This is a genomic window from Microbacterium sp. E-13, from assembly GCF_049912955.1.
In the GTDB taxonomy this organism is placed as follows: Bacteria; Actinomycetota; Actinomycetes; order Actinomycetales; family Microbacteriaceae; genus Microbacterium.
The window spans coordinates 3,680,964-3,696,721 of record NZ_CP183973.1 but is presented as its reverse complement, the minus strand read 5'-3'; the positions used below and the strand labels follow the sequence as shown (position 1 = coordinate 3,696,721).

General features: G+C 70.1%; 16 protein-coding genes and 2 pseudogenes. 12 read left to right on the top strand and 6 right to left on the bottom strand.

All coding sequences use genetic code 11. The annotated features are described in order from the left end of the window. Window positions 1–4: 4 nt before the first annotated feature. The 3 genes from ACN9MP_RS17145 to ACN9MP_RS17135 form a co-directional block, all read right to left on the bottom strand. Entirely contained in the window at window positions 5–1,624 is a 1,620-nt protein-coding gene (locus ACN9MP_RS17145) for an ABC transporter permease (RefSeq protein WP_426322180.1), read from the bottom strand. Beyond that, complete coding sequence (locus tag ACN9MP_RS17140; protein WP_426322179.1) at window positions 1,621–2,604, bottom strand: ABC transporter ATP-binding protein; 984 nt, start codon at window positions 2,602–2,604, stop codon at window positions 1,621–1,623. Before ACN9MP_RS17140 ends, ACN9MP_RS17145 begins: the two co-directional genes overlap by 4 nt. An 80-nt stretch (window positions 2,605–2,684) precedes the next feature. After that, on the bottom strand, window positions 2,685–3,263 hold the full coding sequence (locus tag ACN9MP_RS17135) for a hypothetical protein (RefSeq protein ID WP_426322177.1): 579 nt from the start codon (window positions 3,261–3,263) through the stop codon (window positions 2,685–2,687). 205 nt (window positions 3,264–3,468) lie between these two features. Between ACN9MP_RS17135 and ACN9MP_RS17130 the strand changes: the two are divergent. The 6 genes and pseudogenes from ACN9MP_RS17130 to ACN9MP_RS17105 all read left to right on the top strand — a co-directional run. After that, window positions 3,469–3,663: pseudogene (locus ACN9MP_RS17130) on the top strand (FCD domain-containing protein); the annotation flags it as partial. An 8-nt stretch (window positions 3,664–3,671) separates the two neighbouring features. Continuing rightward, a pseudogene (locus ACN9MP_RS17125) lies at window positions 3,672–3,853 on the top strand (methylisocitrate lyase); the annotation flags it as partial. A gap of 79 nt (window positions 3,854–3,932) precedes the next feature. Continuing rightward, the gene (locus ACN9MP_RS17120) at window positions 3,933–5,123 is read left to right on the top strand and encodes a bifunctional 2-methylcitrate synthase/citrate synthase (RefSeq protein ID WP_426326095.1); all 1,191 of its coding nucleotides are present in this window, start codon (window positions 3,933–3,935) and stop codon (window positions 5,121–5,123) included. Window positions 5,124–5,127: 4 nt separating this feature from the next. Further along, window positions 5,128–5,583, top strand: a complete 456-nt coding sequence (locus tag ACN9MP_RS17115; RefSeq protein WP_426322175.1) for a hotdog fold thioesterase — start codon at window positions 5,128–5,130, stop codon at window positions 5,581–5,583. Window positions 5,584–5,751: 168 nt separating this feature from the next. Continuing rightward, window positions 5,752–6,927, top strand: a complete 1,176-nt coding sequence (locus tag ACN9MP_RS17110; RefSeq protein WP_426322173.1) for a thiolase family protein — start codon at window positions 5,752–5,754, stop codon at window positions 6,925–6,927. A 204-nt stretch (window positions 6,928–7,131) separates the two neighbouring features. Further along, window positions 7,132–8,565 (top strand): DUF222 domain-containing protein, encoded by a 1,434-nt coding sequence (locus ACN9MP_RS17105; protein ID WP_426322172.1) that lies wholly within the window; start codon window positions 7,132–7,134, stop codon window positions 8,563–8,565. Between the two features lie 65 nt (window positions 8,566–8,630). On the opposite strand, the gene ACN9MP_RS17100 is transcribed toward ACN9MP_RS17105, so the two are convergent. Further along, on the bottom strand, window positions 8,631–9,218 hold the full coding sequence (locus ACN9MP_RS17100; RefSeq protein ID WP_426322170.1) for a VOC family protein: 588 nt from the start codon (window positions 9,216–9,218) through the stop codon (window positions 8,631–8,633). A gap of 93 nt (window positions 9,219–9,311) precedes the next feature. Continuing rightward, window positions 9,312–9,491 carry a hypothetical protein gene (locus tag ACN9MP_RS17095; protein ID WP_426322168.1) on the bottom strand — a complete coding sequence of 60 codons (180 nt, stop codon included), beginning with the start codon at window positions 9,489–9,491 and terminating at the stop codon, window positions 9,312–9,314. A 163-nt stretch (window positions 9,492–9,654) separates the two neighbouring features. Here ACN9MP_RS17095 and ACN9MP_RS17090 point away from each other — a divergent pair, with 163 nt between their 5' ends. The 6 genes from ACN9MP_RS17090 (at window position 9,655) to ACN9MP_RS17065 (ending at window position 15,175) form a co-directional block, all read left to right on the top strand. Next, the gene (locus ACN9MP_RS17090; protein WP_426322166.1) at window positions 9,655–10,119 is read left to right on the top strand and encodes a winged helix-turn-helix transcriptional regulator; all 465 of its coding nucleotides are present in this window, start codon (window positions 9,655–9,657) and stop codon (window positions 10,117–10,119) included. Further along, complete coding sequence (locus ACN9MP_RS17085) at window positions 10,116–11,462, top strand: MFS transporter (RefSeq protein ID WP_426322164.1); 1,347 nt, start codon at window positions 10,116–10,118, stop codon at window positions 11,460–11,462. The genes ACN9MP_RS17090 and ACN9MP_RS17085 overlap by 4 nt, the downstream gene beginning before the upstream one ends. A 96-nt stretch (window positions 11,463–11,558) precedes the next feature. After that, entirely contained in the window at window positions 11,559–11,900 is a 342-nt protein-coding gene (locus tag ACN9MP_RS17080) for a YciI family protein (protein WP_426322162.1), read from the top strand. 194 nt (window positions 11,901–12,094) lie between these two features. Then, a complete protein-coding gene (locus ACN9MP_RS17075; RefSeq protein ID WP_426326093.1) occupies window positions 12,095–13,279 on the top strand; it encodes an acyl-CoA dehydrogenase family protein in 1,185 nt (394 codons plus the stop codon). 27 nt (window positions 13,280–13,306) lie between these two features. Beyond that, window positions 13,307–14,206, top strand: coding sequence for a 3-hydroxyisobutyrate dehydrogenase (gene mmsB, locus ACN9MP_RS17070; protein ID WP_426322160.1), 900 nt, complete (start codon window positions 13,307–13,309; stop codon window positions 14,204–14,206). Between the two features lie 189 nt (window positions 14,207–14,395). Next, window positions 14,396–15,175, top strand: coding sequence for an enoyl-CoA hydratase (locus tag ACN9MP_RS17065; protein ID WP_426322158.1), 780 nt, complete (start codon window positions 14,396–14,398; stop codon window positions 15,173–15,175). Between the two features lie 35 nt (window positions 15,176–15,210). Here ACN9MP_RS17065 and ACN9MP_RS17060 read toward each other — a convergent pair whose 3' ends face one another. Then, window positions 15,211–15,747, bottom strand: a complete 537-nt coding sequence (locus tag ACN9MP_RS17060; protein ID WP_426322156.1) for a MarR family winged helix-turn-helix transcriptional regulator — start codon at window positions 15,745–15,747, stop codon at window positions 15,211–15,213. Window positions 15,748–15,758: the final 11 nt, after the last annotated feature.

Here is a 15,758-nt window from a genome sequence, read left to right as displayed (position 1 = left end):
ACACCTATCCTGCCGACGCCAGTTCGCGTCGGCGCATGAGGGACAGGGATGCCACGGCGCCGATGCCCGTCGCGAGCACCAGCCACCACATCCCGCGGACGTCGACCCCGTCGCCGTCCGGCACGGGCGCGACCGAGAACGGCGACAGATTCGTGACCCACTCGGGGAGGCCGAGCAGCGGGCCGAAGAGGCCGAAGACGATGGCGGCCGTGACCAGCGTCCAGCCGAGCGGGATCGTCCACCGGGGTGCCAGCGTGAAGGTCACCGCGGTCAGGACGAGGAAGACGGATGCTGCGAGCACCTGCCCGCTCGCGGCCACGAACGCCGAGCGGGTCAGCGCCGCGCCGTCGTCCAGGCCCGCCGCCCCGGCCCAGGCTCCGGCGAACGCCGTCGCGCACGTGAGAACGATGGCCGCGAAGCCGATGACCACGAAGTCGGCGAGCCACCGCACCCGCTGCACGGGCGAGGCGAGGACCGGTTCGGCGGTGCCGTGCGCCTCCTCCTGACGGGCGCGCGCGACCGTCTGCACGCCGGCGCAGGCGGCGAGGAGCCCCACCATGGTGAAGAAGACGACGACCACCGCCTGCGGGAGGTCGGCCTCGGCCGACAGCGCCTTGAGCATGTCGGCGACGGCGGGGTTGTCGGTGCCCATCTGGTCGACGACGGATCCGAGCGAGGTCGAGAGTGCTCCCGCGAAGAACGCCCCCGCCATCCAGCCGACGGCCGACCCGGCCGCGAGTCGCGTGACGAGGGCGGTCGGCGACGACAGGGTCGCGCGCGCCGCGGTGCGGCCGCGGCGTTCGGGCAGGATGCTCGCGCCGAGGTCACGCACGCTCTGCAGGGCCAGCGCTGCTGCGGCGAACGCGACGAACACGGCCAGGCACAGGAAGGCGGGCCACCATGCGTTCTCGTCGAACGCGCGGGTGTTCTCGGCCCATCCGAAAGGTGAGAGCCACGTCAACCAGGAGCTCTGCATGTGGGTGAGGTCATCGCTGGGCGTGCCCACCGCGTTGCCGATGCCGGCGATGAAGTAGGTGACCACGAGCACCCATACCGCGAGGGAGTTCGCCCCCCGCGACGTGCGCATGAGCTGGGCCGCGAGAAGTGCGATTCCGAGGTACGCCAGCCCGCCGGAGGCGGCCGTGAATCCGGCGAGCAGCGACCCTTCGACCGGTGACCCGCCGCTCAGGAATGCGGCGGCGACCAGAATCCCGAGCAAGACGTCGGCGAGCACCCCGTGAACGATCGTCGCGGCCGTCGGCACGGTCCTGCCCGCCGGCGTCGCCGCGACCGGTTCGAGGCGCCCCGCCTCCTCGTCGCCGCGGGTGTGGCGCACGGCGAGGAACGAACTCATGAATGCGGCCATCATGACGAGGAACGGCATGAGGAGGAAGACGATGAACGCGTGCTCGTCCGGGCCGGACGGCAGCCCGCGGAAGAGCAGGATGACCGGGTTGGCCATGACGGTGGCGAGCAGTGCCGTGCGCTCCTGCTCCGTCCCGTAGGTGCTCGCGGCGCCCGACAGCCCTGCGAGCGCCAGCGCCATCGTGCCGAGGATCCACAGCGCCAGCTGCAGCCAGTCCCTCCGGAGCCGCTGGCTGAGCAGGGTCGTGACGCGACTCATCGCCCGTTCCCCTCCAGCGCGGCGAGGTCGTCGCCCCTCAGCTCGTCGCCCCTCAGCTCGTCGCCCCTCAGCTCGTCGCCCCTCAGCTCGTCGCCGTAGTGGCGCAGGAACAGCTCCTCGAGCGAGGGCGGGGCCACCCGCAGGCCGGGGGCGCCCAGTCGCGAGAGCTCGGGAAGCACCCCTGCGACCTGGTCGCTGTCGACCGTGAACCGCACGCGGCCGTCTTCGACGAGGGCGTCGTGCGCCGCGGCGAGCGCGGCCACGGGTGCGGCATCCGTCCCCTCGTACGAGACCTCCGTGCGAGTGAGATGCCGCATGTCCGCGAGCGTGCCGCTCTCGACGACGCGGCCGGCGCGGATGATCGACACGCGATCGCAGAGCTGCTCCACCTCCGACAGGATGTGGCTCGACAGCAGCACCGTCGCACCCGCGGCGTGCACGCGCGAGACCTCCCGGCGGAACATGACGTCCATGAGCGGGTCGAGGCCGCTGGTGGGCTCGTCCAGGATGTAGAGATCGGCGGGCACCGCGAAGGCAGCGATGAGCGCCACCTTCTGGCGGTTGCCCTTGGAGTACGCGCGGCCCTTCTTGCGCGGATCGAACTGGAACGCCTCCATGAGCCGGGCCTTCTCGCCCGCGTAGAGCTTGTCGTGGCGCGACGCCCCGCGCAGGCGCGCGAGCAGATCGATCGACTCGCCGCCCGACAGGTTCGGCCAGACGCTCACATCGCCGGGGATGTAGGCGACCCGGCGATGGATCTGGACTGCCTCTCGCCAGGGCTGAAGACCGAAGACGGATGCCTCCCCTCCGGTCTTGCGCGCGAGCCCGAGCAGGATCCGGATCGTGGTGGACTTTCCGGCCCCGTTCGGCCCGAGGAACCCGTGGATCTGGCCCTCGTCCACGGCGAGGTCGAGTCCGTCCAGGGCATGGACGCGCCCGTAGTGCTTCGTGAGGCCGCTGGTGCGGATGACGGTGGACATGAGGCTGAAGCTACGCCGGATTCACAAAGTTATGAATACTCCTCACGTTATCCTCACGGCGACGCTTCCGATGGCGGTGATCAGGGCGCCGGCGGAGTCGTGAACTCGATCAGGTCCTCGCAGAAGTCCCGCCCCTCGGTGCCGAGATGTCCTCGCACGTGGTCGTCGATGAACTCGGCGAACTCGCCGTCAGCGTCGACTTCGATCGTGACCGTGTTCGCACCGGCGTCGTGGAACGCTGCACGGCCGAAGTCGTCGGTCCAGAAGGTGTTGAAGCGGTCGATGAACGTCACGGTGAGTCCGTCGATGTCGTTCGGAACGAGTCTCTGGTCCTTGCTGTGGAGCCGCTGGTCGTAGTGATAGCCGTAGCCCGTGTCGGCGTTGGTCCACGTGCCCACCAGCCTGGCGTTGAAGCCGCCGTAATCCTGCCCCTGACGCTCGATGATCCGGAACGAGCCGACCGCGTGCTCCTCCCACTCGACCGGGAAGTCGAGCATGCCGTCGCACAGGTCCGGGTCGTGCGCGGTGAAGCTCTCCTGATTCACATCGTCGAAGTGTTCCACCTGTCCGGGCGCCGCGGAGGCGACCGACGTCGCACCGACGGCGAGAAGCGCCCCGGCCAGGGCGGCGATGGCGGCCGCTGCGCGCATGTTCTGCATGGCGTCTCCCTCATGTTGCGGCTCCGACTGCGTCGCCCGGTGCCTCGGTGCTGCGGACGGTATACCCGGCTGCGCCGGGCGGGTATCGGGTGAATCCCCTAGGGGGTCGACTTTGTATACGCATCACGTGAAGTATGGCTCTGGAATAGGCGCTTTCCGTGTTTGTGTATACACTCGCCGAGTGTCGATCAACGAGGAGGTGCGCATGCCGCTGCGCGCGGTGCGCACCCATCTGGTGCGGGTGCGCAGACTCGCGCGCGACAATCCCGCCCGCCTGGCGGCATCGGTCTCCGAGCACCGGCTGATCGCGTCGTCGATCGCCGGCCGCGATGCGGACCTCGCCGCACACGCCACGCACGTGCACCTGCACAACGCGCTCCACAGCATCCTCGAATCCCTCTCCCCTCGATCTGGCCGGTGTCGCTGCTGCGCATCGCGATGGGTGCAGCATCCCGCGCACTCGATACCCTGGACACCTCACCTCCAGGCTCGGCGAGATGCAGCACCGCGCCGATCTCTACGACCTCATCGACTACGAGCAGTACAACCACTTCGACCAGGACGTCTTCAACTTCCAGATTCAGCGCTGATGACCGCTCACCTGTCACGAATCGTCGCCGCGTGCGACACATCGCGACAGGGGAACGGGTTCAGAAAAGGAGCAAGGCTGTGACCGAACCCGACATCAAGAAGGGGCTCGCCGGCGTCGTCGTGGACTACACGGCGGTCTCGAAGGTCAACCCCGAGACCAACTCGCTGCTGTACCGCGGCTACCCGGTGCAGGAGCTCGCCGCGACGCAGCCGTTCGAGGCGGTCGCCTACCTGCTGTGGCACGGCGAGCTCCCCACCGAGGTGCAACTCGCGCAGCTGCGGGCGACCGAGCGCTCCTACCGCCACCTTCCCGCCGACGTGCGCGCCGCGATCGACCTTGTCCCGGTCGACGCCCACCCGATGGACGAGCTCCGCACCGCGGTGAGCCTCATCGGCGCCCGGGATCTCGCCGGTTCCGGCTCGGTGCTCGACGCGAGCGGCAAGCCCGAGGAGAACCTCGCGCGCAGCGTCCATCTCTTCGCCGTCCTCCCGTCGATCGTGGCCTACGGCCAGCGCCGCCGGCGCGGGCTCCAGCCCGTCGCACCGCGCGACGACCTCGACTACGCGGCGAACTTCCTGTGGATGACCTTCGGCGAGGAGGCCGACGAGGTCGTCGTCGACGCCTTCAACCGCTCGATGATCCTCTATGCCGAGCACTCGTTCAACGCCTCCACGTTCACCGCGCGCGTCGTGACGTCGACGCTCAGCGACCTGTACTCGGCGGTGGTCGCAGCCATCGGCGCCCTCAAGGGCCCGCTGCACGGCGGTGCGAACGAGGCGGTGCTGCACATCTTCGACGAGATCGGCACGGCCGACAACGTCGGCCCGTGGCTCGACCAGGCTCTCGCCGAGAAGCGCAAGATCATGGGCTTCGGCCACCGCGTGTACAAGAAGGGCGACTCGCGCGTTCCCACGATGAAGGCGGCGCTCGACACGCTCGTCGAGCACTACGACCGCCCCGACGTCGCCGCGCTCTACGACGCGCTGGAGTCGGAGTTCGTCAGCCGCAAGGGCATCTACCCGAACCTGGACTACCCGTCGGGGCCGGCGTACAACCTCATGGGGTTCGACACGCTCACCTTCACGCCCCTCTTCGTGGCGGCGCGCGTCACCGGGTGGACCGCACACATCGTCGAGCAGCTCGCCTCGAACGCGCTCATCCGCCCGTTGTCGGAGTACAACGGCCCGGCTGAGCGCCACATCGAGGGCTATGTTCCGGATGCCGCGCACCAGGCCGCCGCCGAGCGTGAAGAGGAAGCCGCGGGGTGAACCGGTGAGCCTCTGGTTCGGCGACGTCTCCGGCGTCGACATCGCCGCGATGGCGCCGCAGACGCTCATCGAGAACCTCGGCATCGAGATCGTCGAGATCCGCGACGACGCGCTGGTGGGACGGATGCCGGTGGACCGGCGCACCGTTCAGCCCGCGGGTGTGCTCCACGGCGGGGCATCCGTCGCGCTCGCCGAGACGCTCGCCTCGTGGGCCGGCTACCTCGCTGTGGACCGCGAGCGGTTCCACGTCGTGGGGATGGAGATCAACGCCAATCACCTGCGTCCCATCTCGTCGGGTTGGGTGGTGGCGACGGCGACCCCGATCAGCGTCGGACGCCGGGCGCACGTGTGGGAGATCCGCATCGCCGACGAGGCGGGACGCCTCGTGTGCATCTCGCGCTGCACGCTCGCCGTCATCGAGCAGCGCAGCACCTACGCGACACCCGACGCACGCGGCTGACGCCGCCGTTGACCGTCGGAGATCGCGCCTCCAGCCCGCGGGGCAAAAGGTGGCGCAACACGCCGTCTCGCCGGGCCGAAGCGGCGTGTCGTGACACCTGAGCGGCCGAGACAGCCCGCCTGAGCCCGCGGCATCCGCCCCGGCTTAGGCTCGGAGGAGGAGGTCTCCATGCCCGAGGCAGTCATCGTCGATGTGGTCCGCACTCCGTCGGGACGCGGGAAGCCCGGTGGGGTGCTGAGCGCGGTCCATCCCGTCGACCTCGCCGCGGGAGTGCTCGCGGCCCTGCTGGAGCGCAGCGGGCTGGAATCCCGGCAGGTCGACGACGTGCTCATGGGCTGCGTCAGCCAGACCGGCGACCAGTCCCTCAACATCGCCCGCCAGGCGGTGCTCGCCGCCGGCTTCGACGAGACGGTGCCGGCGGTGACGATCGACCGGCAGTGCGGATCGAGCCAGCAGGCCGCGCACTTCGCCGCGCAGGGCGTGATCGCGGGCGCCTACGACATCGTCATCGCGGCCGGCGTGGAGTCGATGAGCCGCGTGCCGCTGGGATCGTCGGCCCACGGCGGCAGCGTGTCGCGCGGTGTCGCCCACCGGTACCCCGAGGGCCTGGTGAACCAGGGCGTCTCGGCGGAGCTCATCGCCCAGAGGTGGGGCTTCGCGCGTGAGGAGCTCGACGCATTCGCGGCGGAGTCGCACCGGCGGGCGACGGATGCCTGGAACCGCGGCGCGTTCGATGCGCAGGTGGTTCCGGTTCTGGCGGGCGGCGACGCGGTGGCGTTCGACGAGACGGTGCGCGCCGGTACCACGGCCGCGTCGCTGGCCGCGCTGAACCCGGCCTTCCGCACCGACGCGCTCGCCGCCCGGTTCCCCGACCTCGACTGGCGCATCACCGCGGGCAATTCGTCGCCGCTCACGGATGCGGCATCCGCTGCCCTCATCATGAGCGAGGCGAAGGCCGCCGAGCTCGGGCTCACGCCTCGAGCGCGCTTCCATTCGTTCGCCGTGGTCGGCGACGACCCGATGATGATGCTCACCGGCCCGATCCCGGCCACGCGGCGGATCCTCGAACGGAGCGGCCTGACGATCGACGACCTCGACGTGTACGAGGTGAACGAGGCCTTCGCCTCCGTGCCGCTCGCCTGGCAGCGCGACCTCGACGCCGATTCCGAGAAGCTCAATCCCTGGGGCGGGGCTATCGCCCTCGGCCACGCCGTCGGCGCGTCCGGCACGCGCCTGCTCGGCACGCTCGTCTCGTACCTCGAGGCGACCGGGGGACGCTACGGCCTGCAGACGATGTGCGAGGGCGGCGGCATGGCGAACGCCACGATCATCGAGCGGATCTGACGGGCGCTGCCGCGACCTCGATCTCAAGGGCCGCGGCGACCCGCTCCATGTGTGTCATCCCGGCACCGTAGGCGAGGCGGCAGACATCGCCGCCGCTTCCTCCACAGGCGTACACAATCGGCTGACGATCGAAGTTATCCACAGGTTTGAAAGAGCAACTGATCTGGACCTTTCGATGTCGGAGGCCCCCGCAAGGATGGGGGTATGACGAACTTCGCCGAGGCCCTCGCGGCGATCGGCGAGGCGCTCGCGGGGCTGGCGTCGGCGGCTCTCGCGGACGACGGATTGCGCACCCGAGACGATGGCGAGGTGCTGTCCGCTCTGGCGGCGGCAGCTCGCGTGCAACGCGGTGTCGAGGCGGTCATGATCGAGGCGGTCGCGCAGGTGCGCGAGCGCGACGAGCTGCGCGCGCACTCCGACCGCGTGACGACGCGCTACGGATGCCGCAACCTGGGCGAGCTCATCCAGCGGGCGACGCGTGTGTCGGGTCGCAGTGCGACCAGCCTGGCCGGCGCCGCCCGTGCGGTGCAACGGAGCACGGCGCTGTCGAGCGGAGAGCTGTTGCCGGCCGAGTTCCCACGACTGCGCGCTGCGCTGGCGGAGGCCCACGTGGGTGTGGACGGGATCGTCGCGGTCGCGTCCGCGTTCCGGCTCACAGGCGCCGGGCGCGCAGGGGTGCTGGCGGCCGATGAGGAGCTGGTGGCGGCGGCCCGCGGCGAGGGTGCGGATGCCGCGGGGCCGGTGTCGGCCGACGAACTCGGTGCCATGGCCCGGGTGTGGGCGGCGTACCTCGATCCGGACGGTGCCGAGCCGGCCGAGGCGCGGGCGATGCGCAAGCGTGGCCTGACGTTGGGGCGGCGTGACCCCGACGGGCTGGTTCCGGTACGGGGCGGCCTGCTCCCCGAGGTCGCCGCGCAGCTGCAGCTCGGGTTCGACAGCGTGTTGAACCCGCGGGTCGACGGCGCGCCTGCGCCCGGGCCCTGCTTCGTCGAGGCGGGGGCCGATCGCGACGTCCGTGGTCCGCAGGAGGACGCTGCCGACACCCGCACACCGGCCCAGCGACGGCACGATGCGCTGGCGGTGCTGTTGACGGCGGCTACGGCAGCCGGCGAGCTGCCGATGCTCGGCGGCGCCGCCCGGACGCTCGTGGTCCACGTGCGCGAAGACGAACTCGCGACGGGAAGCGGGTCCGCGTATCTGCCGGGTGACGACGAGCCGCTCTCGATCGCCGCCGCCCGGCACGTCGCGTGCGCGGGGGCCGTGCAGCGCGTGGTACTCGCCGAGAACGGCCGGATGGTGTCTCTCACTACCCTCGACCGGGGGTTCAACCATCACCAGCGGCGCGGCATCACTCTGCGCGACGGCGGCTGCGTCATTCCCGGATGCCGCGTGCCCCCGCACTGGTGCGAAGTCCATCACGTGCAGGAGCACTCGCGGGGCGGCCCGACACACATCGACAACGGAGTGCTGCTGTGCTGGTTCCACCACCGCACCATCGATACCGGCGGATGGAAGGTGCGCATGGTCGACGGAGTGCCCCACGTGAAAGGCCCGTATTGGTGGGATGCCGAGGTGAAATGGCGCCCGTCGACGACATCCCCGATCCGGCGGCGCGATCAGATCGCGATGCGCACGTGATCCCGCGTGTCCGATCTGGTGACTCACGCGCGCGCGAGGACGGGGATCGACGGCTCGCCGTCGTCTCAGCGGGGGAGGGGGTTGGGGCCGGTCGCCGTCACCAGCCGCTGAGGGACCCAACACTCGACATGACGGATGCCGTCGAACACGCCGCCCTGCAGCTCGACCACCTCGCGCAGCGGTCTTTGATGGAACTTGACGTGGGTGAAGTCCTCGAACAGGACGTACACCGGCTCGTTCCATCTGTTCTGGAACTGCTGGCCCGTCAGCGCCTCGCGATGCCGCCGTGAGAAGGCATCGAACTCGTCGCCGACGACCACGCCGAGGTGCTCCACACCCATCTTATAGACGCGCTGATGGACGGGCGGAATGAGCTCGATGAGCGGGATCTTCTTGCCGTCGAGCACCTTCAGCGGCTCCTCGAGGAGGATCAGCGACATGGGCCGCCCGTTCCAGACGTTCTCCATGTTCGCCGTGGCGTGGCGCTCGAGCAGAGCCCGCACGTGCACGTACTGATCCCACTCGGGCACCCGATAGGCCAGGTGTCCCAACGGGTAGGGCGAGATGTCGATGCCCCGTGCGAGGAGGCGATCGCGCTGCCGGGCGGCGAACGACCCGTAATCGCCGATGATGTCCGCTACCGGATCGCTCACCGCCCACCCCCCAGCCGTGACGGCGTCAGCGTACTCCCGCGTCAGGGCGCTGACCAGAGTCCGGGCCCCTCGCGCACGGGCGGGGCGTCGCGCTCAGAGGGCGTCGAGCACGCCGGCGCCGAAGACCGCCATCGCTGCGACCGCGACGCCGGCGAGACCGAACGCGGCGATGCCGACGACGAGGATGTTGCCGCCGATCGCTAGAAGCGCGGCGACTGCCGGCGACAGTTCACGACGACGGGCATCCGGAAGCGACGAGGTGGTGGTGACCATGACTTCGACGCTACGGATCGGGATTGCCGGCCCGCGTCCGCCAGAAGTCGCACGAGGGTCCATCGGGAGAATGATTCCTCCGACGGGTGTGTCATCGGTGGAAGGTGCGAGGGCTGCCATCACGAGGGTTGACACCCCGAGCTTTCTTCAAGAAAGTTAACCCATGCCCCTCCGATCAGACTGGTCGAGCTCCACGTGCCCGATCGCGCACGCCGCCGACGTTCTCGCCGACCCGTGGGTGCTGCTCATCCTTCGCGAGGCGTTCTCGGGTCGTGCGCGTTTCGACGAGCTGCGCGCAGCCACCGGCGCCGCCGACAGCGTCCTGGCACGGCGCCTGCGCAGCATGGTCGACGCGGGACTCCTCGCGCGGGTCGGGGGTGCGTACGTCGTCACCGCCACGGGTGCGGAGGCGCTGCCCGTGCTCCACGCCTACGCCCGCTTCACCCGAGCCGTCGACCCCGAGGGGCCCTGGGGCCTCACGATCGCTTGCGCGAGGTGCGGGACGGTGGCGGATGCCGCGGACTGGTGCGCGTCGTGCTCGCGGACTCTCGACGCCACCACCACGACGTGGGCGCGCCGCAGCATGGGCGGAGAGCCGTTCCGCCTGCACGTGGGAGCAGCGGCATGAGCCGAGTGGACGCGCGCGAGGAGGAGGCATCCGTCCCCCGCGAACGCCGCATCCATCCCGCGTGGTTCGTCGCCGCGACGGCGCTCGTCGCGCTGATCGGGGCCGCGGGCTTCCGGGCCGCCCCCGGCGTGCTGATGCTCCCGCTCGAAGAGGAGTTCGGCTGGTCGCTCACCGAGATGTCGCTCGCCGTCACGCTGAACCTGGTGCTCTTCGGCCTCACCGCGCCGTTCGCGGCGGCGCTCATGCAGCGATTCGGCCTGCGCACGGTCACGACGACGGCGCTCCTGCTCATCGCGGCCGGGAGCGCGCTGACGGTGTTCGTGACGTCGCCGTGGATGCTGCTCCTCACCTGGGGACTGCTCATCGGCCTCGGCACCGGCTCGATGGCGCTCGTGTTCGCTGCGACCGTGACCGAGACGTGGTTCGCGAAGCGCCGGGGGCTCGTCTCGGGGGTGCTCACCGCCGGCAGTGCGACGGGACAGTTGATCTTCCTGCCCGTCATCGCGGTCGCGGCCGAGGACTACGGCTGGCGGATCGCGTCGATCATCATCGCCGGCGGCGCGCTGCTGGTCGTGCCGCTCGTACTCGCACTGCTGCGCGACCGCCCCTCCGACCTCGGCGTCGGGCGATACGGCGAGCCGGCCCCGACTGTCGACGTCGAAGAGAAGCAGCCGGATGGCGCACAGCCGGATGCGGCGCCCCGGGACAGGGCGCCCCGGGGCGGCGGCGCGGCCGCGCTGGCGCTCGGCGCGCTGCGGGACGCGGCGAAGGTGCGGTCGTTCTGGGCGCTGGTGGCCGGCTTCGCCATCTGCGGCGCCACCACCAACGGCCTCGTGGGCACGCACTTCATCCCGAGCGCCCACGACCACGGGATGCCCCAGACCACCGCGGCGGGGCTGCTCGCCATCGTCGGCATCTTCGACATCGCCGGCACCGTTCTCTCGGGCTGGCTCACCGACCGCGTGAACCCGCGCATCCTGCTCGCCGTGTACTACGCGGGACGAGGCGTGAGCCTGTTGTTCCTGCCGAGCCTGCTGTCGGCGACGGTGCAGCCGAGCATCGTGGTCTTCATCGTCGTCTACGGGCTCGACTGGGTGGCGACGGTGCCGCCGACGATCGCCCTGTGCCGCGAAGTCTTCGGCGACCGAGGGCCGCTCGTGTTCGGCTGGGTCTTCGCTGCGCACCAGGTCGGCGCAGGCGTCGCCTCGGTGCTCGCCGGCATCGTGCGCGACCAGACCGGGCAGTACACCGTCGCGTGGTTCGCAGCCGCCGGCCTGTGCGCGGTCGCGGCGGTGATCAGCGGTGCGATCGCCCGCCGCCCGCACTCGCGCATCGTGCGCTGAAAAAGATGTCATCGCGAAGTGTCGAGATCGGCGGGGCCCGAACGACGACCCGAGTGAGGCTGGCGTCAGGCCGCCCGCAATCGGAAGGATCGACCCATGAAGTACATGATGTTCGTCGTCACCTCGCTCGAACCCGACACCCAGCCCGATGAGTCCGACGTGGATCTCTGGGTCGACCCCCTCGACGCCAGCGGCAAGCGGGTGATCGGCGAGGTGCTGGCGCCGCAGGCCGACTCGACGGTCGTGAAGGTGCGCGGCGGCAAGGTGCTCACCTCGCGCGGACCCTATGTCGAGACCGCCGAGGTGATCTGCGGCTTCGACATCCTCGAGGTCGCCGACCTCGACGAAGCGATCGAGATCGCCTCGCGGCATCCCATGGCCCGCAACGGTCAGCTCGAGCTGCGGCCGTTCATGGTGTGGCCCGACGCAGGAGCGTGAGTCGCGGCATCCGCGTCGGTCCTTGCGTGCTCGCCGTCGCGGATGGCACGGCACGTGGGCGGCTGAATGGAAGTCCTTCCACATACAAGGACGTCCATGTAAAATCGTCGTCGTGCCAACGACGGCACGATCGCGCTGATCAGGATGCCTCACGAGGGCGTCGCTGCATCACTGAAGGAGCAACGGTGTCCACGATCACCCCTGTCACCCCCGATCTGACGGCCGAGGAACGCGCGGCGATCCTCGACGCCGTCCGAGACTTCGCCGAGAACGAGCTGGCGCCCCACGCGCTGGAGTGGGACGCGCAGTCGTTCTTCCCGCGTGAGGCCCTGCGGCGGGGCGGCGAGCTGGGACTCGGCGGCATCTACATCAGCGAGGATGTCGGCGGCTCCGGTCTGTCGCGGTCCGACGCGGTCGCGATCTTCGAGCAGCTCGCCCAGGGCGACACCGCGATCGCCGCCTACATCTCGATCCACAACATGGTGGCGTGGATGATCGACACCTACGGCACCGACGCGCAGCGCACCCGGTGGGTGCCGCTCCTCGCCTCGATGTCAGGCTTCGGCAGCTACTGCCTCACCGAACCGGGAGCGGGATCGGACGCCGCCGCCATCACCACGAGCGCCATCCGCGACGGCGACGACTTCGTGCTGACCGGCGTCAAGCAGTTCATCTCGGGTGGAGGGGAGGCATCCGTCTACATCGTGATGGCCCGCACCGACCCCTCGACCGGCTCGGGGACGGGAGGTGCGCGCGGCATCACCGCGTTCCTGGTGCCGGCCGACAACCCCGGACTCTCGTTCGGCAAGCTCGAGCACAAGATGGGCTGGAACGCGCAGCCGACGCGCCAGGTGATCCTCGACGAGGTGCGCGTGCCGGCCGAGAACGTGCTCGGCGGCGAAGGCGAGGGCTTCAAGATCGCGATGTCGGCGCTCGACGGCGGCCGCATCAACATCGCCGCATGCTCGCTCGGAGGTGCCCAGTGGGCGCTCGACCGCGCCGTGCAGTACGTGCACGAGCGCTTCACCTTCGGCGAGCCGCTCGCCGAGAAGCAAGCGGTGGTGTTCGCCCTCGCCGACATGGCCACCGAGCTGCGCGCCGCGCGCGCCCTGGTGCGCGACGCTGCCGCCGCGCTCGACGCGAAGACCTCGGACGCACCGGACGGCGACGTCACAGCGCAGTGCGCGATGGCAAAGCGCTTCGCGACCGACGCGGGGTTCAGCGTCGCGAATCAGGCGCTGCAGCTGCATGGCGGGTACGGGTACCTGCACGAGTACGGGATCGAGAAGGTGGTGCGCGACCTGCGCGTCCATCAGATCCTGGAGGGCACCAATGAGATCATGCGCGTGATCATCGGGCGCCAGTTGCTCGGCGGCTGACCCGCACTCCTGACGAAGAGGTCCGAAATGAAGATCGCATTCCTGGGACTCGGCCACATGGGCCTGCCCATGGCCCGCAACCTCGCCGCCGGCGGTCACGAGGTGATCGGCTTCGACGTGATGCCGGCTGCCGTCGCGGCGGCGGGCGAGGCGGGTCTCGCCACGGCGGGATCGGGAACGGATGCCGCCACCGGCGCCGACGTCGTCATCACGATGTTCCAGACCGGCGCGCAGGTGCTCGACGCCTATCGGGGGAGCGAGGGAGCCCCGGGACTGCTCGCGGTCGCGGCATCCCATGCGCTCTTCATCGACTGCTCGACGATCGCCGTCGACGAGGCGCGGGCCGCGCACGCCCTCGCCGAGGCCGCCGGGCGCCGCTCGCTCGACGCTCCCGTGTCGGGCGGCGTGGTGGGCGCCGAGAACGCCACGCTGGCCTTCATGGTCGGCGGCACCGACGAGGACTTCGAGGCGGCACGGCCGCTCCTCGAGGCGATGGGGCGCCGCGTCGTGCACTGCGGCGGGGCCGGCCTCGGTCAGGCGGCGAAGGTCTGCAACAACATGATCCTCGCCGTGTCTCAGATCGCCGTCGCCGAGGCGTTCGTCCTGGGCGAGCGACTGGGGCTGTCGCACCAGGCGCTCTTCGACGTCGCCTCGAACGCCTCCGGCCAGTGCTGGGCGCTCACCACCAACTGCCCCGTGCCGGGACCGGTGCCGACGAGCCCCGCGAACCGCGACTACCAGCCCGGCTTCGCGGGTGCGCTCATGAACAAGGACCTGGGCCTCGCCGAACAGGCCGTTCAGCTCACCGGGGTCGACGCTCGCATGGGCATGCTCGCGCGGGAGATCTACGCGCATTTCGCCGACGGCCCCGGGGCGGCCCAGGACTTCTCGGGCATCATCAACTCGATCCGCGAGTTCTCCGACTGACCCGACGGTGGGTCTCTTGCCCAGATCTCCTGTTCTGGTGGAACCAGGACGATCTCGGCCAGAACGTCCTGTCCCCGCCAGATCTCCTGTTCTGGTGGAACCAGGACGATCTCGGCCAGAACGTCCTGTCCCCGCCAGATCTCCTGTTCTGGTGGAATGTTGACGATCCTCACACGAAAGCGGGAACAGATGACGACCCAGTACGAGACGATCCTCGTCGAGACGCGCGGCCGCGTCGGATGGATCACCCTGAACCGGCCGGACGCCCTCAACGCCCTCAACACGCAGGTCTGCCACGACGTGGTGGCCGCAGCATCCGTCTTCGACGCCGACGAGGGGATCGGCGCGATCGTCGTGACCGGGTCCGAGCGCGCATTCGCCGCCGGCGCCGACATCAAGGAGATGGAGTCGAAGTCGGGGCTCGACATGCTGATGGGCGACCACTTCGGCGGCTGGACGCAGTTCGCCGCCGTCCGCACGCCGGTGATCGCCGCGGTTTCGGGTTACGCACTGGGCGGCGGATGCGAGCTCGCGATGATGTGCGACATCATCCTCGCCGCCGACACCGCCAAGTTCGGGCAGCCCGAGATCAACCTCGGGGTGATCCCCGGCATGGGCGGCTCCCAGCGCCTCATCCGCGCCGTCGGCTACTACAAGGCGGCCGAGCTCATCCTCACGGGACGGGTGATGGATGCTGCGGAGGCCGAGCGTTCCGGACTCGTCTCGCGCGTCGTGCCCGCCGCCGACCTGCTGGCCGAGGCGCAGAAGACCGCCGAGGCGATCGCGTCGAAGAGCCTCCCGTCGCTGTACGCCGCGAAGGCCGTGCTCGACGCGGCGCTCGAGGTGCCGCTGGCCGAGGGCCTGCGCCTGGAGAAGCACGTGTTCGCGAGCCTCTTCGACACGCACGACCAGAAGGAGGGCATGGCCGCCTTCCGCGAGAAGCGTGCGCCCGAGTTCACCGGCCGCTGACTTCCCCGGCGGTCGGCGGGCGCTCTGTTCGGGGGTCAGAGGGGGTCGGGTTGAGGGCGGGGCTCGGTGAAGTCGCCGGCGTCCTTGCGGAATCGCGCGATGATGCGGACGAGCTCCGTGGTGTCGGCATCCGACAGCCCCGGATCCTCGAACACCTCGGTGTTCAGGGCCACGGTCGCGCGTTCCACCAGGTCGCGGCCTCTGTCGGTGAGCACGAGCATCGCCGCCCGGCCGTCGCCAGGATGGGGCTCCCGCGAGACGAGGCCGTCGCGGGCGAGCCGGTCGACGGTGTTCGTGACACTGGTCGGATGCACCTGGAGGCGAGCGATGGCGCTGGCCATCGGCATCCGTCCCTCCCTCGTGAAGCCGAGCAGGCGCAGCATCTCGTACCGGGCGAACGACAGGCCGAAGGGCTTGAGGGTCGTGTCGATGCGCGCGAACAGCAGCTGCTGCGCGCGGATGATCGAGGTGACGGCGGTCATGCCGGCCGCCGCCGGCGCCCAGCCGTGGGCGATCCACTGGCGCTTGGCTTCGGCGATCGGGTCGACCGGAAGACGCTTGGGTACTGCCATGACGACCTCCT